The 20,836-nt window shown below is 58.8% G+C and carries 23 protein-coding genes; 9 read left to right on the forward strand and 14 right to left on the reverse strand.

Annotated features, from left to right (window positions below):
* Positions 1-353: 353 nt before the first annotated feature.
* Together AC07W5_RS06485 and AC07W5_RS06490 are read left to right on the forward strand one after the other, a co-directional pair.
* Positions 354-1,028, forward strand: a complete 675-nt coding sequence (locus AC07W5_RS06485; RefSeq protein WP_495023007.1) for a histidine phosphatase family protein — start codon at positions 354-356, stop codon at positions 1,026-1,028.
* Positions 1,029-1,121: 93 nt separating this feature from the next.
* Positions 1,122-2,174, forward strand: coding sequence for a permease (locus AC07W5_RS06490; RefSeq protein ID WP_494992189.1), 1,053 nt, complete (start codon positions 1,122-1,124; stop codon positions 2,172-2,174).
* A gap of 3 nt (positions 2,175-2,177) precedes the next feature.
* On the opposite strand, the gene mnmH is transcribed toward AC07W5_RS06490, so the two are convergent.
* From mnmH to AC07W5_RS06520, 6 genes are all read right to left on the reverse strand, one after another.
* Positions 2,178-3,281, reverse strand: a complete 1,104-nt coding sequence (gene mnmH / locus AC07W5_RS06495) for a tRNA 2-selenouridine(34) synthase MnmH (RefSeq protein ID WP_495023008.1) — start codon at positions 3,279-3,281, stop codon at positions 2,178-2,180.
* Positions 3,281-4,315, reverse strand: coding sequence for a selenide, water dikinase SelD (selD, locus tag AC07W5_RS06500; protein WP_494992191.1), 1,035 nt, complete (start codon positions 4,313-4,315; stop codon positions 3,281-3,283). Before selD ends, mnmH begins: the two co-directional genes overlap by 1 nt.
* Positions 4,316-4,441: 126 nt before the next feature.
* Complete coding sequence (locus AC07W5_RS06505; protein ID WP_495012546.1) at positions 4,442-5,398, reverse strand: quinone oxidoreductase family protein; 957 nt, start codon at positions 5,396-5,398, stop codon at positions 4,442-4,444.
* Between the two features lie 40 nt (positions 5,399-5,438).
* A complete protein-coding gene (locus tag AC07W5_RS06510) occupies positions 5,439-5,612 on the reverse strand; it encodes a DUF1427 family protein (protein WP_007969534.1) in 174 nt (57 codons plus the stop codon).
* Positions 5,613-5,752: 140 nt separating this feature from the next.
* Positions 5,753-6,532, reverse strand: coding sequence for an AraC family transcriptional regulator (locus AC07W5_RS06515; RefSeq protein ID WP_494992193.1), 780 nt, complete (start codon positions 6,530-6,532; stop codon positions 5,753-5,755).
* Between the two features lie 206 nt (positions 6,533-6,738).
* The gene (locus AC07W5_RS06520; protein ID WP_494992194.1) at positions 6,739-6,906 is read right to left on the reverse strand and encodes a metallothionein; all 168 of its coding nucleotides are present in this window, start codon (positions 6,904-6,906) and stop codon (positions 6,739-6,741) included.
* A 319-nt stretch (positions 6,907-7,225) separates the two neighbouring features.
* Here AC07W5_RS06520 and AC07W5_RS06525 point away from each other — a divergent pair, with 319 nt between their 5' ends.
* A complete protein-coding gene (locus tag AC07W5_RS06525; RefSeq protein ID WP_494992195.1) occupies positions 7,226-7,807 on the forward strand; it encodes a DcrB/PsbP domain-containing protein in 582 nt (193 codons plus the stop codon).
* Positions 7,808-7,839: 32 nt separating this feature from the next.
* Here AC07W5_RS06525 and AC07W5_RS06530 read toward each other — a convergent pair whose 3' ends face one another.
* Positions 7,840-8,556 carry an alpha/beta hydrolase gene (locus AC07W5_RS06530; RefSeq protein ID WP_495012547.1) on the reverse strand — a complete coding sequence of 239 codons (717 nt, stop codon included), beginning with the start codon at positions 8,554-8,556 and terminating at the stop codon, positions 7,840-7,842.
* A gap of 499 nt (positions 8,557-9,055) precedes the next feature.
* Entirely contained in the window at positions 9,056-10,168 is a 1,113-nt protein-coding gene (locus AC07W5_RS06535; protein WP_494992197.1) for a succinylglutamate desuccinylase/aspartoacylase family protein, read from the reverse strand.
* Positions 10,169-10,583: 415 nt separating this feature from the next.
* Between AC07W5_RS06535 and AC07W5_RS06540 the strand changes: the two genes are divergently transcribed.
* From AC07W5_RS06540 to osmE, 3 genes are all read left to right on the forward strand, one after another.
* Positions 10,584-11,237, forward strand: coding sequence for a type 1 glutamine amidotransferase (locus AC07W5_RS06540; protein ID WP_495012549.1), 654 nt, complete (start codon positions 10,584-10,586; stop codon positions 11,235-11,237).
* 141 nt (positions 11,238-11,378) lie between these two features.
* Positions 11,379-11,891: a DUF3016 domain-containing protein gene (locus AC07W5_RS06545; protein ID WP_495023009.1), complete on the forward strand. Its 513-nt coding sequence runs from the start codon at positions 11,379-11,381 to the stop codon at positions 11,889-11,891.
* A gap of 88 nt (positions 11,892-11,979) precedes the next feature.
* The gene (gene osmE / locus AC07W5_RS06550; RefSeq protein ID WP_495023010.1) at positions 11,980-12,333 is read left to right on the forward strand and encodes an osmotically-inducible lipoprotein OsmE; all 354 of its coding nucleotides are present in this window, start codon (positions 11,980-11,982) and stop codon (positions 12,331-12,333) included.
* Positions 12,334-12,392: 59 nt separating this feature from the next.
* Here the strand turns inward: osmE and AC07W5_RS06555 are convergent, their stop codons facing one another.
* On the reverse strand, positions 12,393-13,223 hold the full coding sequence (locus AC07W5_RS06555) for an arylamine N-acetyltransferase family protein (protein WP_495023011.1): 831 nt from the start codon (positions 13,221-13,223) through the stop codon (positions 12,393-12,395).
* Positions 13,224-13,422: 199 nt separating this feature from the next.
* Positions 13,423-14,193, reverse strand: coding sequence for a phytanoyl-CoA dioxygenase family protein (locus tag AC07W5_RS06560; RefSeq protein ID WP_494992202.1), 771 nt, complete (start codon positions 14,191-14,193; stop codon positions 13,423-13,425).
* A 278-nt stretch (positions 14,194-14,471) separates the two neighbouring features.
* Here AC07W5_RS06560 and AC07W5_RS06565 point away from each other — a divergent pair, with 278 nt between their 5' ends.
* Positions 14,472-15,134, forward strand: coding sequence for a methyltransferase family protein (locus AC07W5_RS06565; protein WP_495012552.1), 663 nt, complete (start codon positions 14,472-14,474; stop codon positions 15,132-15,134).
* Between the two features lie 41 nt (positions 15,135-15,175).
* Positions 15,176-15,391 (forward strand): hypothetical protein, encoded by a 216-nt coding sequence (locus tag AC07W5_RS06570; RefSeq protein WP_495023012.1) that lies wholly within the window; start codon positions 15,176-15,178, stop codon positions 15,389-15,391.
* Here AC07W5_RS06570 and bcaP read toward each other — a convergent pair.
* Positions 15,388-16,776 carry a branched-chain amino acid transporter BcaP gene (bcaP, locus tag AC07W5_RS06575; RefSeq protein WP_494992205.1) on the reverse strand — a complete coding sequence of 463 codons (1,389 nt, stop codon included), beginning with the start codon at positions 16,774-16,776 and terminating at the stop codon, positions 15,388-15,390. The two genes, AC07W5_RS06570 and bcaP, sit on opposite strands and share 4 nt — an antisense overlap.
* A gap of 268 nt (positions 16,777-17,044) precedes the next feature.
* Here bcaP and AC07W5_RS06580 point away from each other — a divergent pair, with 268 nt between their 5' ends.
* A complete protein-coding gene (locus AC07W5_RS06580) occupies positions 17,045-17,503 on the forward strand; it encodes an Lrp/AsnC family transcriptional regulator (protein WP_494992206.1) in 459 nt (152 codons plus the stop codon).
* A gap of 23 nt (positions 17,504-17,526) precedes the next feature.
* On the opposite strand, the gene AC07W5_RS06585 is transcribed toward AC07W5_RS06580, so the two are convergent.
* The 3 genes from AC07W5_RS06585 to AC07W5_RS06595 form a co-directional block, all read right to left on the reverse strand.
* Entirely contained in the window at positions 17,527-18,636 is a 1,110-nt protein-coding gene (locus AC07W5_RS06585; protein WP_495012616.1) for an MFS transporter, read from the reverse strand.
* Between the two features lie 61 nt (positions 18,637-18,697).
* Positions 18,698-19,447, reverse strand: a complete 750-nt coding sequence (locus AC07W5_RS06590) for an alpha/beta fold hydrolase (protein WP_495023013.1) — start codon at positions 19,445-19,447, stop codon at positions 18,698-18,700.
* 82 nt (positions 19,448-19,529) lie between these two features.
* Positions 19,530-20,453, reverse strand: coding sequence for a LysR family transcriptional regulator (locus AC07W5_RS06595; protein WP_495012556.1), 924 nt, complete (start codon positions 20,451-20,453; stop codon positions 19,530-19,532).
* Positions 20,454-20,836: the final 383 nt, after the last annotated feature.

Here is a 20,836-nt window from a genome sequence, read left to right on the forward strand (position 1 = left end):
TGTCTGGAATACCGCAGTGACTGTTTTACGACTGCTGCGCAGCCGGACGCAGGCTTCGCCAGCTGCTACGGTTCGCGCAATGTCTTGACTGACTGGCATCAGCCATATTCGGCCCCTCTTGAATCCGAAACATCTTGTCGCTAACAGTTCCGTTCCGCCACCCTCCGCCCCGGATAAAGTGCGGTGAATTGACCGGGAGCGAACCAAAGGCTTTCCAGGGACGGTGAGAAGGACCTTCCGGTACACGAACCAGCTGATACTCTGTCAACGCCATGGACAACCACACACAGCAGGAAGCTCGCGGTGGTGAGGTTTGTCAGCCTTAATCGAATGCGCTGAAGATCGACTATTCAATGAACAATCCTCTGAATTTAGTTAAACGTTTGAAACATCGCCCCTATGTTTTGGGAACTGCGCTGCTGGTAGCCGGTGGAGTGTTCCTGGCGCTGCAAGCCCGTGAACGCCTTGCGCCGCCGGCTGACGGAACCCAGACCCTGGTGTTCCTGCGCCACGCGGAAAAACCCGCCGGTGGCCTCGGGCAGTTGAATTGCCAGGGCCTGAACCGCGCCATCAATCTGGCGACGCTGCTGCCGGAAAAGTTCGGCAAGGCCAATTACGTATTTGCCGCCAACCCGACACGTAATGTCCAGGAAGGCGAAGATGACAACTCTTACAGTTATATCCGGCCGTTGATGACCATCAGTCCCAGCGCGATAAAACTCGGATTGCCGGTGAACATCAACTACTCGGTCAATGACATCGGCGACCTGGCTGACGAGCTGCTGCAAGACAAGTACCACAACTCGACTATCTACACCGCCTGGTCCCACGGCTACCTGCCCGAACTGATGAACAAAGTGGCTGAAGAAGCCATCGGCGAAAAACGCACTATCACTGAAGACTGGCCGTCCAACGACTTCGATTCGCTCTATGTGCTGACGCTGACCTGGCATAACGGCAAGGCAACCTTGCTCAGCAACAGCTATAAGCAAGGGCTGGACAACGGGCCGCAGGACTGTCCGATATAACCGATTGGCTGCAGCCCACACGCAGTGGGCTGAACAACGTTAACGACGGTGAGCTATCATGCACCGTAATCCCCTACTGCCCGGACCCCTGCCATGCCCATCTCCTCCGCAATCCCCGCCCGGGGCTTGTCGCTCTGGTGGAAACCCGCCCTGTTCTTGCTGGTGGCCTTCATTGGCCTCTATTACGTCAAATGGTCTCCCTACTACCTCAAAGCCTTCGTAGCCGCCGACAATCACAGCATTGGCGCCTCGATCCTCAACGATGAACAGACGGCACCACTGGCCGCTGCGTTGACCTACGCCAAGGTGTATTTCCTGGCGATCTGGAAAGCCGCCGTACTGGCGGTGATCCTCGGCTCGCTATTGCAAGTGCTGGTCCCGCGAGACTGGCTGCTGCGGTTGTTCGGCCGCGCCGGTTTTGCTTCGACCCTGCGCGGTGGGTTGTTCGCGCTGCCGGGGATGATGTGCACCTGCTGCGCCGCACCCGTGGCGGCGGGCATGCGTCGCCAGCAAGTGTCAGTGGGCGCGGCGCTGGCGTTCTGGATCGCCAACCCGGTGCTGAACCCGGCGACGCTGGTGTTCATGGGCTTCGTGCTGGGCTGGGGCTTTACCGCACTGCGATTGGTGGCTGGCATCGTGTTGGTGCTGGGCGTGTCGTTGGTGGCCCAGCGCATCTCTCGCCCCGAAAGCGTGCCTGAAGCGGCGCTGGAAGCCGTGGCTCAAGCCAGCACAACGGACTCGCAATCATTCCTGGTGCGCTGGGCGCGAACCTTGTGGCAACTGTTCTGGAGCACCATTCCGGTCTATATCGTGGCCGTTCTGGTGCTGGGCGCCGCCCGGGTCTGGATGTTCCCCCACATCGATGGCGCGATGGCCAACAGTCTGCTCTGGCTGGTGCCGCTGGCCATCGCCGGCACGCTGTTCATGATCCCCACCGCCGCAGAAATCCCGATCGTGCAAACCATGATGGCCCTGGGCATGGGCACCGCCCCGGCAGTCGCGCTGCTGATGACCTTGCCGAGTGTCAGCCTGCCGTCGCTGCTGATGCTGCGCAAAGACTTCGACACCCGGGTGCTGGTGACCGTGGCGGTGCTGACCATGTTGATCGGTGTGATCTGCGGCCTGGCAGGCGCAACGCTGCTTTAACCCTCAGCCACGCTGGCTGCCGCGCTCACGCAGATACTCGAGCACGGCAGCCTGCTCGCCGGCGAATTCGATGCGCTCGCCTTTGTGCTCCCGCTGGAAGGCGTACATCGGATCGTAGTATTCGCTCAGCAATCCTTCGATCCAATCGCGGTGCAGATCCACTGCCCCGCTACGCGCCTGCTCTGCCAGCGCCGTTTCCATGAGTGCCAGCATCCGTTGGTGGCGCTCGCCACCCAAGCGCTTGTGAATATTATTCAAACTCGCCAGCATTCGCTCGCAGAAGAGTGCGAAGCCCTGCTCGCCATGCACCGCAGTGAACTCCGCGCACAGATTGACCACGTAATCACGCAGGATGCGCTCGACCCGCCCTTGCAGGCTGTCTTCGAGCCAGACGATAGGGAACTGCTGCATGCCCTGATAAAGCGGGAGCGGCAAGGCGCAGCCGCCGACCATGCGACTCTCATCCTCCAGGACGAATCGCTCGATGCCCCTGGCGCGCTTCTTCAGCACATCCACGGCCAGACTGTTTTCAAAATCGATGTTGGAGGGTTGGCCGGTCGCGCGCTTGCCGAAACTGGAGCCGCGGTGATTGGCGTGGCCTTCCAGATCCAGCGCGTTGCTCAACTGAGCGAGCACATCGGTTTTGCCCGTACCGGTCATGCCGCCGAGCACAATGAAATCGCACTGCGCGACCGCCTGATCGACCGTTTCCAGCAGGAAGGTACGCATCGCCTTGTAACCGCCAGCGACGCGCGGGTAATCGATGCCAGCCTCGTCCTTGAGCCATTGCTGGACGATCTGCGAGCGCAAGCCACCGCGAAAACAATACAAACAACCATCGGGATTGGCCCGGGCAAAATCAGCCCAGGCCTGGACACGTTTGGCTTTGATTTCGCCGGACACCAACTGATGGCCCAGGACGATGGCCTCCTGCTGACCTTGCTGCTTGTAGCAGGTGCCGACCTGTTGCCGCTCGCTGTCGGTCATCAGCGGCAGGTTGATCACCCCGGGAAAGGAGCCCTTGGCGAACTCGACCGGCGCACGGGTATCCATCATCGGCCGGTCGTTGAGGAAAATATCGCGGTAGTCGGTGATGTCGATGGGCATCAAAACACCTCTACCGCGTTGGTCTGTCGTTCAACCAGTTCACCGATCGGCTCGAGCGCCAGGCCCAGTTCGGCGGCAACCGCCAGGAACTGCTGTTGGCCCTCAGGCGTCACGGCGACCAGCAAGCCGCCGCTGGTCTGCGGATCGCAGAGAACCCGCTTGTGCAGCTCTTGAACGCGACCAACCTTGCCGGCATAGCTGTCGAAGTTACGCAGGGTTCCGCCCGGCACGCAGCCTAGATCGAGGTAGTACTCGACGCCGGGCAGGCGCGGCACGCGCTCATATTCGATGCGCGCGGTCACACCACTGCCATCAGCCATTTCCACCAGATGCCCGAGCAAACCAAAACCGGTGACATCGGTCATTGCCGTCACGCCGGCCAGCTTGCCGAAGCGGCTGCCAGGTTTGTTCAGGGTGCACATCCAGTCGCGCGCCAGGCCGACATCGGCGGCGCGCAGTTTGCCCTTCTTCTCCGCCGTGGTAAGGATGCCAATGCCCAAGGGTTTGGTCAGGTAAAGCAGGCAACCGGCGGTGGCCGTGTCGTTGCGCTTCATATGGCGCTTTTCCACCAGCCCGGTCACGGCCAGACCGAAGATCGGCTCTGGAGCGTCGATCGAATGACCGCCGGCCAGCGGAATTCCCGCCTCATCGCATATCGAACGTCCGCCGCGAATCACTTCCCGGGCGATCTCAGGCGCCAGGACATTGACCGGCCAGCCAAGGATCGCAATCGCCATCAAGGGATCGCCGCCCATGGCATAGATATCGCTGATGGCGTTGGTGGCGGCAATACGCCCGAAATCGAAGGGGTCGTCGACAATCGGCATGAAAAAGTCGGTGGTCGACACCACACCGCGTTCTTCGTCGATGGCATACACCGCCGCATCATCGCGGGAGGCATTGCCCACCCAGAGTTTGGGGTCGAGGTTCTGCGCACCACTACCGGCCAGAATCACCTCCAGCACCTGGGGCGATATCTTGCAGCCACAACCCGCACCGTGGCTGTACTGGGTCAGGCGAATCGGCTCGCTCATAAGAATACCTCTTGATTTCAATGTGAAGGATTCTAACAGAGCGGTTGCGGCGAATGGCGTGCCAGAGGCCTGAATGAAGTCTCCTGTAGCAGCTGGCGAAGCCTGCTGCTACAAAAACCGGACCGATCACGGCAATAAGATCACCTTCTCACCGCTGCCCTGATTCACCTCGGCATACCGCTCCAGCCCTTCGGCCAGCGGCGATTCAAATAACCCTTCAGGCAATGGCAGCAGCCCTTCATCGAAGAACCGACCGAACTGCTCAAGCATCGCCGCACAGGCCTCAACGCCGTACAACAAGGAATTGATCCCGACCACCGAACCACCCCGGCGATACAGCGCCAGTGCCGGCAACTGCACATAGCCGTCCACCGGAGCAGCGATAATTGCGATGCGCCCGAAATTGGCCAGTGCCGGTACTGCAGGCGGTAACCAGAAACCTGTGGTGTCGAAAATCACGTCGGCGCCCCCGGCATAGACGGCATTGACCTGGGCCGCCAGATCTTCCGGCTTGTCCAGGTGGATCGCGTTGAAACCCTGGGCCTGCAAGGCCTTGACCTGTTCGGGCCGACGGGCCGCTGCCAATACCTGCGCGCCACGAATCTTCGCCAACGCCAGTGCGGCGCTACCGACCGCGCCGCTGCCAATCACCAGCAAACGCGTCTGGGCAGTGACCAGGCTGCGTTCCAACGCATCCCACGCCGTGGTGTATGGCACACCGAGGCTGGCGGCCTGGGCAAAGCTCAAATGTGCAGGCTTGCGCGCCACGCCCTTGGCCGAAAGGGTCACGAATTGCGCATGGGAGCCGTCGGCGAAAAAGCCCAGCTCTTTACCCGTGCCCCAGACTTCCTGACCCAGCAGCGCCTGCGGGCCTTCCACAACTACGCCTGCAAAGTCACGACCGGGAATCCGTGGCAGGGTGGTGTACGGAAAGCGCCCCAGTACATTCTTTACATCGCTGGGGTTCAGGCCTGCGGCTTTGATCTGCACCAGCACCTCGCCGGCGCCCGGTACCGGCATTGGCACGTCGACGTACTGCAGCGCCGCGAGGTCGCCGGTTTTGGAGAATTGCAATGCGTTCATGGGGATTTTCCACCGAAGTTAAATGAGATCACTCGCCCCCTCAGGAGAGCCAGCCGGCAACCAGTTGCCGACCCATGGGCCACAACTGCTCGCCCGCCAACATGCCCAGTAACCCTACCAGCGCAATGGCCGGTGGCGCGGGCGAACGGAAGTCCAGCGCGCCGTAAAGCAGGCCGACACCCAGCCCGATAGCCAGTGAAATGAGGTAGTTCATGCTCGAGTCCGTGCACAGGGCGTCGCCGCCCATGAGGGGCGTGCGACGATGTTAAGGTAAGCACAGAGTGTAAGAGTCAGCCGCCGAAGGGATCGGCCAAGGACTTCTGGTTTTCGGTCAAAAACCGCTGGCCCGACGGTTTAGAGCGGGCGATTGCCCAGCGGGTAGTGCGAAGGTGGCATGCCCAGTTCGCGACGGAACATGTCGCTGAAACTGCTCGGGGAATAGCCCAGCGAGCGCGCAATCAAGCTTACTGGCACCCCCTGAATCAACTCAGCCACCGCCGTCGCCAGCTGCACCTGCCGCCGCCACTCGGCGAAACCCATCCCCAGCCCGACCTTGAACAGCCGTGCGAGGGTGCGCACGCTGGCGCCGGCATTTTCCGCATGTCGTTCGAACGGAATATCCAGCGAAGGCGCCGACATGACCGCCTGACACAGGCTTGTCAGCCGCCGGTCGGAGTCGTCGGGCATGGGGATCTTCAGCACTGAACGCCTGGCTCGTTTGAGCTCCAGCAATGCCAGGTGGACCAACGCTTCGTAGTAATCCTGTTGCTGATCGTCACCCTGCTCCACCAGCCCGAGGATCAGTTCACGCAACAATCCGCCCACCTCGATCACCTGGACGCTGCTGTCCAGCGTCGCGGCCAATGCCGGTCGCAAATAGATATTGCGCATCTGCAGATCCGAGACCACGCGGATCCCGTGCACCACCCCAGGCGGTAACCAGACCGCTCGTTGCGGCGGCACCACCAACGCTTCGTTTGGTGTTTCGACCCACATCACCCCGCTCATCGCATACAGCAACTGGCCCCAGACATGCTCGTGCGGCTCGATATACAAGCCACGAGGATAGGTGCGCGACAACGGCTGCACGGGCACATCGGTGTCACTGAGATCGGGAGGCGCAGCAAGGGCCATGGCGAAAGATCGGGATCGTTTGAAGGATGCCCTATCGTAACGAGGCCTCAGGATTGTTACCACTTGGCGAAAAAAAACCGGATGCCACTCAAACGGATGTTAAATTCAAAAAAAAACCATTTGCACAATAAAAAGTCATGACACTGGCCAACCAGCCTCTGCCAATGGAAGTGGAGCCGCCCCAGACTCCACTTCAGCCTGCACTGTCAGCCATGGGCGCCCTTGGCACACTGGCAGCCTTCAGAGACACAAGGTTTACCGTCAGCATGATGTTCGGCGCACGCCTGGCAGCAATAGTGCTTGCCGTGGCGGACGATGGAATGCTCGCCGATTTTGCAGGTGCAGCTTTTACAGGCGCAGGTGTCATTTTTCATAGGTTGGACTCCATTGTTGTGGTCGTCGAAGCGTGGCCGCAACGCCACACTTTACGTAGTAACCGCCCACGCCGAAGTTTGCTTGCAGTAGTTTGCGCGAGCGCTTTTCACTCATGGGTAAGGTTAGTCGACTGTGGCACGGTTACTGAGAATGCAAGGCGGGTATCAGGGCTAGCCCCCTCGCCAAAGCAATTGCTTCCACACAAAGCATGGGGAGGATCAAACCTGAAAGTGAAACGCTCAAAAACATCTCACTGGAGTGATTCACTGCGCCCATGGGATGATCGCCTCCACAGCGCGATTACCCTGGAGAGTTGGAATGTCATTGTTTGGTAACAAAGCCATCGTTTTGCTATTGGCCGCCGCAGCCAGTTTCGGCGCCATGAGCGTTTACGCGGCGACCCAGCCAGCGGCAAAAACCTCGACCGCGCAAAAGGTCTCAACCTTGGGTGGCAAATTCACCTTCAACCTGCCCCAGGGCTTTGAGGCCAACTCATTGCCCCCTGGCGACTCAGCCAATGGCACGGCCGGTGCAATGGGCACCATGTATACCAACCAAACCAGCAAAACCGTGGTGATCGTTGCCGAAAACATCCGCACCGACGGCGTGCAGACCAAAGACAACGACAGCGAATTCCTCGACGGTGCAGTCGAAAGTTTCCTGCAGAAACAAAGCACGGCGCTGCCTGACTTCAAAAAACAGGATGAAAAGAAACTGACCATCAAAGGCCTGGGACTGCGTCAGATCGACAGTGCAGCCACCATGGGCGGCGGCAAGACCCTTGGCACGACCTTACTGGCGGGTTCAGGCAGCCGCATCCTGGTGATCCAGATCATCTCGCGCGCCGATGACCAGGTTGGACACACGGCGCTGGTCAAACAGATTACTGGCGAGAAATAAACCGGACGCGAGCGCTAAACACCGCTCCAGGCTCACCTATTGAGTGTCAGCAGCCAGTTGTTCAAGTCTTGCATTTCGGTTGCGCTGATGGTGTGGCCGATACCCGGATAGGCATGGAACCTGGGGTTCAGCGCCAGGTGTTGCAGCAGGCTGTTGGCATCGCTGCCATCGGTATACGGAAGCCGTTGATCGGCAGTGCCATGGCCGATAAAAATCGCCAGCTGCTCAAGGTTTTTGTCGGGTTTAAGCTCAGATTTCAGCACCGGTAAAACCTTGCCGCTCAACGCGGCGATCCCGCGCACGATCTCTGGATGGCGCAGGCCAACCTCGTAGGACATGATCGCCCCCTGGCTAAAGCCCACCAGAAAGACCTTGTCGCTTTGGGTGTGATACTTCGCGGTGGCCTGGGCGATGAAATCGACGATCAGCCTGGCGCTACTGTTCAGGTCATCGGTTTCGCCGTCGTATGCACCCTCGCCTTTTTTGTGAAACCACTGATAACTGTCCGCATCCAGCGCCTGCGGCGCCCGCACCGAGACATAGGTGTACTGCGCGGGGAGTTCATCCTTGATCCCGAACAGATCCTCCTCGTTGCTGCCGTAGCCATGCAGAAAAATCACCAGCGGCTGGTTGCGTGAATCGGGGTCGGCCTGCTCCAGATACTGCAACGGCAGATCGGTTTGTATCTCGGTTTGCGCCTGCACGGCGGTGGATGCCAACAGCAGCGCCATGGCCAAAAACTTGAACATATATCTTCCTGTTACTGAGCAGCGGATTCGCGCAAGAGCCTAGCACTGCGAAGGTGGATCACGAAGGTTGATCGTTCCCACGCGCAGCAAAGGAATGCAACCGTGACGCTCTGCGTCACAGAAGCAGACGCAAAGCGTCCACAGAGGCGATTGATCGTTCCCACGCTTGATCGTTCCCACGCTCTGCGTGGGAATGCAGCCCGTGACGCTCTGCGTCACAGAAGCGGACGCAGAGCGTCCACAGAGGCGTTACCACGCGGAGCGTGGGAATGATCATTCAACGATCAGCATTGCCCTGTGCCCTCAATCACTACTCAGCTTCCCAACCCGCCACTTCCGCCAACCAGATCCCCGCGTGTGCATTGATCGTTCCCACGCTCTGCGTGGGAATGCAGCCCGTGACGCTCTGCGTCACAGAAGCGGACGCAGAGCGTCCACAGAGGCGTTACCACGCGGAGCGTGGGAACGATCATTCAACGATCAGCTTTGCCCTGTGCCCTCAATCACTACTCAGCTTCCCAACCCGAATCGCCTCCCGCCCCGCCACTTTCGCCAACCAGATCCCCGGTTGCGTATAGCGCCCGCGATCAATGGCAAACAACACGCCACTGGTCCCGGCGCAGACGGTGCTGACCCGATCATTCAGTGGGTCGACCACTTCAAACAGTGCATCGCCCTTCTCGACCCATTCACCGGCACTGCGCAGGAAGCTGACCACGCCGTGATGTGGTGGGAACAGGTACTCGGTGCCTGCGAACGGCATGCCTTCGCAGCACTGGCTCGGGGCTACGGGCCATTGACCTGCGATGAAGCCTTGTTCGGCGAGGAAACCGAGGATGGCTTCGCAATTGGCCTGGGCCTGGTCGATGCGCGTGTCGCCTATGCTGCCCAGTTCCAGGGTAGTGGCGAGGTTGGCCGCAGGGATAGCGGCGTGCGGGTATGCCTTCGCCAGTCGCAGCCAGGGCGATGAGCAGGATTCGTCGAAGGAGTTACCGCCGGAGTCTTCGGCCAATAGCGCGACGCCGGCCTGCAAGCGTGCAGCCAGGGATTGCCATTGCGGCCAGTGCTGCGGCAGTGCGTAGAGGTGAATCGCCGCGTCGAAGTCGCAATGCAGGTCGAGGGTGATGTCGGCGTCGCAAGCGTGGCGCAGCAGTAACCGGTGCAGGGCTTCGAGTTGTGAGGCCGGCGTGGGCAAGTCGTCGAGCACCTGGCCCATGGTTTGGCGAATCAGCGCGATGTTGGCCTGGGCATCGTTGCCCAACCGGTCACCGATCAACTCACCGACCGGGCCGCTGAGTTCATAGAAGGCGCGGTTGAAGTTTTTGCCGCTGCCCAGCTCGAAACGCCCCAGGTGGCTGCCTTGCAGGTGCTGGTCAAGACCGATGGGGTTGGCCACCGGCACCAGTTCGACGATGCCCTTGAGCTGGTCTTGGCTCTCGAGTTCGGTGAGGCGTTTTTTCAGCTCCCACGCCGTGCGCATGCCTGGCAGTTCGTCCGCGTGCAGGCTGGCCTGGATGTAGACCTTGCGGGTGCCGACGCCGAAACGGAAGACGCTGAGGCGCCGCTCCGTGCCCAGGTGGCTCCAGGGGAGTGAGTGGTCGATGCGTTGCATACGTAAGACTCCGAATGATGGAGATAGGGATGCCCTAGAAGATCGTAGCCTTTGGCAGCTCCTTCGGGGCGCGACTCACAGCACATGGAAAAGGTGGCAGCCGCGTTAACGATTGCCACCTTTTTTTGATCGGGGAGATTACTCGCCGAATACGTCGAACTTGAAGTACTTGTATCGAGGTTGACCGCGTCGGCCATGGCGGACAGGAACAACACCGACAGTGCCGGAACACCGAGCAGTGCTAGCTTCTTCATCTGTAGCTCCTGGTGCGCAGGTTCTTATCAGGACTTTTCGATTGGCAAACATCGAAGTGACCGGCAGTCTAGAAAAGCGCAATCAGCGCAAATTGTGCCGATACGGCAATTAGATATAAAAAAATAACGTTCGTATCACCGACTGAAACTGAGGAGTTGCCGTGTCGAACAATCCGACTTCATTGAGCCTGATCCAGCACCATCCCGCCGAGGGCCCCGGCGCTATTGCCCAGTGGGCCGAGGCTCGCGGGCTGACGCTGAACATCTATCGCGCCGACCTCGGCGAGCTGCCGCCCATCAGCGCCGCACCGGTGATTATTTTGGGTGGGCCATACGAGTCCAACGCCGGGCCGCAATGGCTGGCCGAGGAACGCAAATGGTTGGCCGCAAGCCTCGCCCAGGACGCGCCAGTGTTCGCGATTTGCCTTGGCGCGCAACTGCTGGCGCGGGGTCTTGGCGCAGATGTGCGGCGGATGGCCGATACCGAGACGGGCTGGACCGAAGTGACCTTTGCCGATGGCAGGGTGTTGAAGGTGCTGGAATGGCATGAGGATGCGATCGATCTGCCTCCAGACGCTCGCTTGCTGGCCAGCAGCGCCCGGTGCGAGCAGCAAATGTACTCGGTCGGCCCGACACGGGTGGGTTTGCAGTTTCATCCAGAGTGGAACAGTGAGTCGGTTGCGGCACTCAACGCCCACTTCGCCGAGGAATCGCCCCTGCCCCGCGATCAGGATGACAGCGACGCCTACGAACAGGTTTTCGACTGGCTGCAGGAGACGCTGGATGGCTGGTGGGCGGCTCAGCAGTTCTGCTGATCGGTGAAAAGCCGTGAGCTTGAGCGGTGGTTGACTGAAAAGCGCCAAAGCCGACCGTCGCTGAAGTTGCCGAATACCTTGCGGGGCGTAAAATTGTTACAAGGTGGCGGCCCTCGCTGAAGCCGCGCCAGGAGGTGTGTTATGCGCGTCACAGGCGCTTGCACCGCGGTCCTGCTGATGCTGATGAGCAGCATGGCGCAATCGCTCGCCGCAGCGACCTCGGTCGAGGTCAGCTTCAAGAATCCCGAGACGTTCCGTGATGCCGGCCTCAACGTTGCAGGCTATGAGCGCGGCGCCGACGATTTCGTCATGAAAGAGTTGCGCAGCTATTTTGAACAGCTCGGCAAACGCTATCTGCAATCGGGACAAGTGCTGCAGATCGAAGTCCGCGACATTGATCTGGCCGGTCGCTATGAACCCTGGAATACCTATTCCAGTAATGTGCGCTTTATGCGCGACATTACCTGGCCATCCATGCAACTGCATTACGTACTCAAGCAAAACGACCAGACGCTTCGCCAGGCCGATGCCCATCTAAGCGACAAGTTCTATCTGCAGCGTCCCGGCCGCGCCACCAGCAGTGACCGGCTCTACACTGAAAAAGCCATGATCGCAGACTGGTTTCGCACTCAGTTCAAGCAGCCAGGGTCTTAGCGGTCTACATTGATAATCCATACCCTGCTCGCCCAAACCTTGATGTGCAAAGGCGTTGGGCGCACCAGGCAAACGTGGGAGCCCGGTCATGTCCAATCTTCTACTCCCGACCTTTTTTGTACTGGCAGCATTGGCGGCTTGCGCCCCCCCGCAAGAGCAGATTTTCCGGGACCAGCCGTTGGTCGCGCGGGTCAAGGAAGGCATGAGCAAACAGCAGGTCCTCGACATCGGGGGGCAGCCTGCATCGGTGAGCAAGCGCACGGTAAACCCCGGGGCCTGCCTCGACTACCTGCTCATTCAGGGCGGACAGCAACAGACCTACCACATCAGCCTCGATGCAACCGGCAAAGTGGACCACAAGGGTTTTATCAGCTGCGCCGGTCGGGAAAGCCTGGAACAGGCTGCCAAAGAACGCTCCGAGCACAGTGGCGGGGGCTATTGACCCGGAAAGGCCGTGGCGCGCGGAGGTTTCAATCAGGCATTCGCTGGTCGATCCCGGAGCTATACGGTCTGGGTGATTAACCGCGCAATGATCTGCTTGAGCTCAGGATGTTGCGGAACACGGATCCCGAACTCGCCTTGTAGCAGCTCGATGATCTCATCGGCGTCAGTGAGCTGCCGTCGTTCACTCTCACACCCCATACGATGGAGGGCATAACTGCCATTGTTCAGCGTACGGCGCAGCCCTTCCCCCGTCCTCGCCACCACCAACTGCCCAAGAAACGGCGAGTCCTTATGAGTCGAGACGTACCAGTTACCCACCTCGTAATCGATCGCTGACTGCGCTTTCAGATCAAATACATAGAGGGCACGCCAGTCGCCGGCGACCTTCGCACGCAGGGTATAACTGCCTTCATGGTGCGTTATGCGGTACGGCTCATGGGGTGTTGCCTGCTCTTGTTCAGTGTCCAGTCGAAGTGGCGTCGTGGGCACCATGCCGCCGAAACCAACGTCCGAGATATAACGGGTTCCGTCCAGCGTCAACAAACTCAAGCGATGAGTGCGGGCAGTCAAAGCGTCTTCAGGACCGCCCATCACCACGCGTCCGGTAATGCCTCTGGCCTGGAATCCAAGCTGTTGAAGCAACGCCAGGAACAGGTTGTTGAGTTCGTAGCAATATCCTCCACGCCCCTCGTGCAGGACTTTGCGTTCCACCGACGCAAGATCGATTGGAACCGGAACCCGCAACATCGTAGAAAGCGTTTCAAAGGGAAAAACGCTGGTGTGGCGCAACTGAAGCTCGCGCAGTGTTTCCAGCGTCGGTGGCGGCGGCGCGTCGTAGCCCAGGCGTTGCAGGTACAAATCAACGTGGGTCAGTTGTGGTTGGCTCATGACTCAGTCCTTATGCATGGGGTCTCATGGACAGCGCTCATCATCCGATCAGGCTCTGATGGATGGAGAGCGACCTGTCGATGCGCGCCAGGTATAAGCCATAAGTGCGCAGGGCCGACAATTGATTTATCCAATCACCTCGAAAACCAGAGCAATCCTTCACCCGCCACTCAACGCCGCCTTCGCGATGCCAAACAGTTCAGTCGTATTCGGCTTCCTGGTGCTCTCCCAGCAGGCGCAGTTGTCGCGGCGTGGCGGCGGCCAGCACGGCAGGATTGAAGCGCCAGTGCAGGTATGGCGCGAACTTCTGCGCCACCATTCGCCTGCCGTAGTGCACCTGTAACAGGTAACGGGTGCGGTCTGGCGTGCGGTTACTGCTGCCGGCGTGCCACAGTTCACTGCGAAACATCAGCACATCGCCAGCCCGGCACAGCACTGGCTGAGCCGGGCGGCCCTGCCACTGGCTCTCGCCGGCGATAGGCGGTCGTCCGGCCCGGTGGCTGCCGGGGATCACCAGGGTGGGACAGAGATCGGCGTCGATATCGTCGAGGTAAAGGTGCGCAGTGCAGATCTGCATCGGCAACTTGAATGCGGGATCGTCCAGCAGACTTTGTGGCAGTTCCATCACCAGATAGTCCAGATGCAGCGCGGCACCAACGAAGCCCGGATGGCAGCGCCAGGCGGTCTGGCCGATCACGTGGCAATCGGCACCAAGGGCCATTTCGGCCAGCTCGATAATTGCCGGCAAGTCGAGAAACGGCAGCCACAGCGGATCACGATTGAACACGCATTTGTAGTGCTCGAGCAGGCCGCTGTAGTCCCAGTGTTGTGGCTTCAGGCGGTCAATGGCATTGCGCAGGGTTTCGATCCGCGCGCTATCGAGCACCCCTGGCAGCAGGACGAAACCTTCTCTATGCAGAGCCCGCAGACGGTTGGCGGTCAGGCGTGGCGAACGTTCGGTGGTGGCCATGGCATGCACCCCGGCAAGCGCGGATGACTCCAGACATACTTGCACGGTGCGTGGTGTTTGGCCACGCAAGGGTATTTGAACCTGACGTCGCGTGAGTATGGATGGCGGCAGGTTACACGGGCGATCCGCCTGAGAATGGCTCTCGTCTGCAAATCAACAGGGGTCGTTCCCTGCGATATACTTAAACAGTCATTACCCTCGATGCGAAGCGCAATCGTGTTCAATGCCCCCGCGTAGCGCCGCAGCCAGGAAATAGATAAACAGCAAGCGAGCTCAGGATGACGACGCCCACGCTTAGATTAACCACCGTCACACTCGTCGGAACCCTGGCCTACCTGGGACTGGCCATTCTCGGCGAAGGAGGATTTGCCGCGTTCTTTGCACACGGGGCCTTGACCGCTCTTACCCTGGTACTTTTCGTCCTCTATGTTACGGGGCTTTTTTCCGAAGGAAATCTCAGTTCCGGAGAGTACGAAGATCGCTCCAACCGCTGGGTCATTGTCGTCATTTCGCTGATCGGATTGCTGAGCGCCTATCTACCGGCCTATACCGATCGCCAGGACCTATGGACGTTGGGTGCAGAGACGATGCGCTGGTTCGGCGTCGTACTCTTCACCGTCGGTGGAGCGCTACGACTCTGGCCGGTATTCATACTGGGTCGACGCTTCAGCGGGCTGGTCGCCATCCAGCCGGGGCATCAGTTGGTCACCGATGGCGTGTACAGCGTCATTCGCCATCCCAGCTACCTCGGTTTTCTCATCAATTCGCTGGGATGGGCGCTGGCATTTCGCTCCGTCATCGGCGTGCTGCTCACCGCGCTGATGCTCCTGCCGCTCATCGCGCGCATACGCGCCGAAGAAGCGATGTTGAGCAGGCACTTCGGCGACGAGTACGCGGCCTATCGTGCCCGCACGTCGCGGCTGATTCCCGGAATCTATTAAGGCAATCCCCCGCCCTCTCCCTGATAACAGCGGCGAATTCCGTGAAGAACCTTTTTTCGTGGCCATCGCTGTATTCACTGACGGCCTTCATCTACTACGCGGTCGGACTCTTCTTCGGTTCTCTGGCCGATCGCATCTCGACCCGGGCCGTCGTCAGCGCCGGCATTATCTTGCTGGCGCCGGGATGCAATTTCGCACCTGAAAGCTATTGGATGCTGATTGACCCCCCAAAGGGAACTGACGAAATGCGGGATTAATGCAACAGCGAGCGGCGTCTCGCATAGGCGAAATAGATCACCAGGCCAATTGCCAGCCACGCTCCAAATGCCAGCCAGGTCGTCTGCTTGAGGAAGGTCATCAAGGTCACGCAGAACCCGATAGCGAGCAACGGGACAATGGGCACGCCAGGGCATCTGAATGCGCGAGGAAGATCGGGGCGGGTCTTGCGCAATACGATCACTGCCACCGAGATCAGACTGAATGCTGCCAACGTACCGATATTGATCAGTTCGGCCAGGACGTTCAGCGGAATCAGTGCCGAGATCAGCCCGAAGATTATTCCCACCATCCAGGTGGCGAAATATGGGGTTCCGAATCGTGGGTGAACCCTGGAAAGGCGCTGGGGAAGCAGTCCGTCCCGCGACATCGCGTAAATGATCCTGGTTTGACCGTAAGCCATCACCAGAATGACGGTCGTCATGCCAACGATCGCGCCTAAATCAACGAACCCGGCAACCCAGCTTTCACCGGCATATTGCAACGCCAATGAGACCGGATGATCAACGCCAAGGAATTGGGCATAGGGCACGATGCCGGTCATGATCATTGAAACGGCAACGTACAGCACCGCGCAAACGGCCAAGGAACCGATAATGCCAATGGGCAGGTCACGCGCCGGCTTTTTCACTTCTTCGGCGGCAGAAGAAACCGCATCGAAACCAATAAAAGCAAAAAACACCAAGGCCGAAGCGCTAAAAATGCCATGGCCGCCAAAGGGTGCGAAGGGTTGCCAGTTGGCCGGCTGAACATGTCGCACACCAACGGCGATAAAGAGCAGGACCACGGCGATTTTGATGATCACCATCACGTTGTTTACACGTGCCGATTCCTTGATGCCTACCGAAAGCATCCAGGTGATTGCCAGCATGATCACCAGCGCTGGCAGGTTGAACCAGGTTTCCACACCGGGCAACGAGCCTGGAGCCGCGGTCAGTACAACCGGAAGACCCAGCCCGAATCCGCTCAACAGGGACTGGAAGTAACCCGACCACCCAACAGACACCGCCGAGCTGGCCAGTCCGTATTCGAGCATCAGATCCCAGCCGATCATCCAGGCCACCAACTCTCCCAGCGTCGCGTAGCTGTAGGTGTAAATCGAGCCTGCTACCGGCACAGATGAGGCGAACTCGGCATAACACAGCGCGGCAAATGCACAGGCCAGCGCCGCTATCAGGAATGAAACCGTGAGGGCCGGTCCCGCAGTCAATGCGCCGGTTCCGGTTAATACAAAGATGCCCGTCCCGACGATTGCACCGATACCAATCAGGACCAGATCCATCGGCCCCAGCACTTTTTTCAACCCGGCAGGAGCTCGGGCAGCAGCAATCATTGCGTCCAGGTCTTTTGTTCTGAATATGCTCAAAATTGCCTCCGTTTTTACTTGTTTTTATTGTCTGAGCCAGTGGCTTGGGTGTCGGAAACGACAAGAAATTGTATTTCAGGGTCTTAAAAATTAGCTTTCGAAACGCCTCTGTAATGAATTATTTTTCAGACGTTAATTATCCAAAATGTGTTCTTCAGGTAATTTTCTTTCTAATATTTTCAATTTGCAGAAATGGATGCTTGATCAAGGGCCCACGAGGTGGGACCAATCGCCCTACCACGTACTCATTGTTAAATGGAGAGAACACATGGCGGAAATGGACAAGGTTGATCGTTCAATTCTTGAAATTCTGCAGATGAATGGCCGCCTGACGAACGCCGAGATAGCGCTTCGTGTTTGCCTGTCGGCGCCAGCCTGCTGGAAGCGCCTAAAGCGCCTGGAGGAGGAGGTGATTATCGGGTATCACGCGCACTTGAACCCAAAGAGCATGGGGCTGGGGCTTTTTGCGTTCATCAGCGTCACCCTCGATAGTCACTCCCAGGAAGCCATGGAGCAATTCGAGGCGGGCGTTCTGGCGCTGCCCAACATTGTTGCCTGTCACAAAGTTTCGGGGAAATACGACTACCTCTTGCAGGTAGTCGTCAAAGACATGGAGGCATTCCATGAACTCGCCATGCATCGCATACGTACGCTCGGCAATATCAAGGAAATGTACACCGGGTTTTCACTCAAGGAGATCAAACACTGTAATACCTTGCCCCTGTAGGTGCCTGGACTTGCCCGTATTTTTCACACCAGCCGAATGAGCAAAAATACCAAAAGCACATTCAACACCGCCAGTGAGCTCAAGCCCGCGAGCACACCACCGGCGCCCAGCGTCTGCAAAAGGTAACCGCCAGCGAGGGGGGTCAGCGCTTGTCCGATGAGTGACGGTCGAGCCATGCGCCCCATCAGCAGAACATACTGTGATGGCGACATAAGGGTCAGTGGCAGCAGACCCCGGACGATCGCACGCAGCCCATTACCAACGCCATAAAGCACAAGGCCAAGGGCGGTCAATGCCGGAGCCAGGGTCACAAGCAACAGACCCATCGCCACAAATACGACACAAATCAATGTCGTCCAGATGGGGTGTCGCTTTCGCGAAAACACCTGGAGAACACGCGAACCCACCTGGCTGGGACCCAGCAAAGCGCTAAGTCCAATGGCGGCTGCGAGGGAATACCCCTGCCCCTGCAATAATGAAACAAGCTGGACGGACAGCGCCGTCATGATCACTGCGCCCAGCGCAAAAATCATCGTGAGGAGCGCATAGATCCGCCGGTCGATCGAGGCGCTCTCATCAGCGAGTCCATTGCTTTTTGCCAGTGGGCCCACGCCTCGGGGCAGCACCCACAGATAAGTCGGTGCAACGGCAATCGCCAGCAGCCCCCCATAGGCCAGACAGGTGTTGCGCCAACCAAAGTGTTCGATAACGAGCGCAACCGCCGGCCAGCAAAGCGTTGTCGCAAATCCTGAAATGAGCGTGATCCCCGTAATCGCACTCCCCGCCCGTTCCCCGTATAGAGCCCCCAAAGAGGCGAATAGCGCTTCATACAGCCCCAGCGCCATCCCCATACCGATCACGGCCCAGGACAAAAGAAACATTGGCAGTGAGGCGCAGTTGGCCATCAAGAACAAGCCGATTGCGACACCCAGGCCGCTGCTGGCCAGTATGGTGCGACCGCCGTAGCGGGCAATAAGCCTGCCGGTCAGCGGTGCCAATACTGCCGAAACGAGAATGCTCAGAGAAAGTGCGCCATAGACCCATTGGCTGGCCCAACCCGTCTCTTTCATGATCGGATCGGCCATGACGGCCATCAGGAAGAAAGAACCTCCCCAAACCAGAATTTGCAGCATCCCTAATAGAAAGATACCCACTACGCCAGGTAATCGAGTTTGATCGTTCAAAACAGTGTCATCAGTGGTGGGGAACATGAAAAGCCGCGAGGCAATGAGCAACTGGATGCTCATCATCAAGCCACCGACTCAGCAGCCGGGTGGTGAGTTCCGGATGTTCCAGAGGCGGCAGGTGCCCACATTGAGCAAGCACAACCAGGCTGGAGTGCGGTATGCCTCGATGAATGATTTCAGACTCTACCGGGGGTGTGATTTGGTCGTCTTCACCCACAACGATCAAGGTCGGTACAGCAATCGTCTCAAGGACCGGCCGGTAGTCAGGACGCTCCAGGATCGCCAGTTGCTGTCGAACGAATCCCTCCTTTCCTACTGCTTCGGCCATCGCCTGGACGGTATCCGCAATCGATGTTCCGATGCAGCGTGGATGCATGAGTCTGGGCAGCAGTTGCGGCGTCACGCCCCTGAACCTGCCCATCTGCGCCAGGTCCAACAGGCCGCGTCGAGCCTTGGCTCTGGCTTCATCGTCGGGTCGCACCATGGTGTCTATCAGGGCCAGCTTCGTTACACGCTCAGGCGCCTGCCGCATGATTTCCATGGCCACATATCCGCCCATGGACAACGCAGCGAGGGCAAAAAACGGTGGAGCTTCGTCCAGTGTTCTTTTGGCCATCTGCGCAATACTGGCGTCAAGCGAGACATCCGCAATGCAGAGGTGCCTTGAGTGTTCCAAGGCAACTTTTTGCTGTGCCCATAGGCGCTCATCGCAGAGCAATCCGGGTATGAGCACGAGCGGGGTGTTTTCGAAAGCCAACGGTGGCCTCCCTCGAAAAATTCGGTCAAGGTTGTGCGGCTGTTGCATGGGGAGGTACCGACGAATCGGTTTCGTCGGTTGCTCAGAGCATGTGTCCCGCCCAGATCTTGCGATTGACCAGATCGGCGGCAATCTCGATGAAGGCATCCCCGACAAATTTGGCTGCCGGACTGACTCGCCTGTCTGCAGGAAACACCTGAACCAGTTTGCGCATGGGGACAGGGTCGACCAACGGGGCGGCACACAGCACGCCGGATTCGACTTGTGTGTAAATCGACGCAAGAGGCAAAGCCGTCAAACCAAAGCCATTGCGGACCAGGTCGATCATTGCGCCGAACGAGTCTGCTTCAACACTGGTCTTGAGCTTGATCCCGACCTCTCGAGCACAGTTATCCATAATCACGCGCAGGCCGTGTCGAGCGCTTGGCAATACCAGTTGCTGCTCGGCCAGAGCCTCAAAGGCTACCGGTGTATCGATGCGCAAGTTTGCGCTGGGGGGACCGACCAGAAGGAGGTTCTCCATCATCACCGGCACGATTCGCAGCGTATGCAGGGGTTGGGGGTCATAGGAAATGGCCAGTTCCAATTCGCCGCGCTGCACCCAGTCCAGCAGATAGCCGCTGAAGGCCGAGGAAAACCTGACGGCCAGATTCGGATGGGCCTCTCTGATCTTGCGCACCAGGGGCACGGTAACGATTTCCGCGACCGTCGGGGTGGTACCGATGACTACCGTTCCCCGAAAAGAAGACCTTCCGCCGACCACCGAACTTCGAATGGACTCCATCTCTTCCATGATTCGGGTGGCATGCGCCAACACTTCTCTACCGACATCGGTAATCACCATCCCTCTTCCGTGTCGCTCGAACAGGTAGGTGCCGAGTTCTTTCTCCAACAATCTGATTTGTCGGCTGAGTGCCGGTTGCGCGATGTGCAGCCGATCCGAAGCTTTGCTGAGACTGCCTAGCTCGGCGACATGAATCAGGGTTTTGAGTTGAACGACATCCATTACCAGGCCAGCCAGGGTCGGGGGGTCGGCGCGTTATGCGTCGAAGGGTAGTGTGAGTGTAAACGCATTTGCGAGCCCTGGAATGCCCTGCAAACCCCGTGGCATGCGGCTCGACGTCTTTTGAGCCGGCTGTATCCCCTAGCCCGCCGGGGCTGCGGGCCAAGCTATAGAATTTAGGTATATCAGTTAGGCCTGGCTGACGGCTTATTACCCTCCTCACTCTGCGGTAGCTTGCAATCAACGTCGGCGCCAGGAGCGCTCGACTCACTACAAAAATAAGATACGAGGACTTGCGCCATGATTTTTCATCTTTCGCCTGACCTGACCTGTTCGATTTACGCCGACAACGAACAGCAGGACTCCCACGTGTATCCCCCTTCGGT

The organism is Pseudomonas sp. GW821-FHT01E05 (assembly GCF_059422425.1).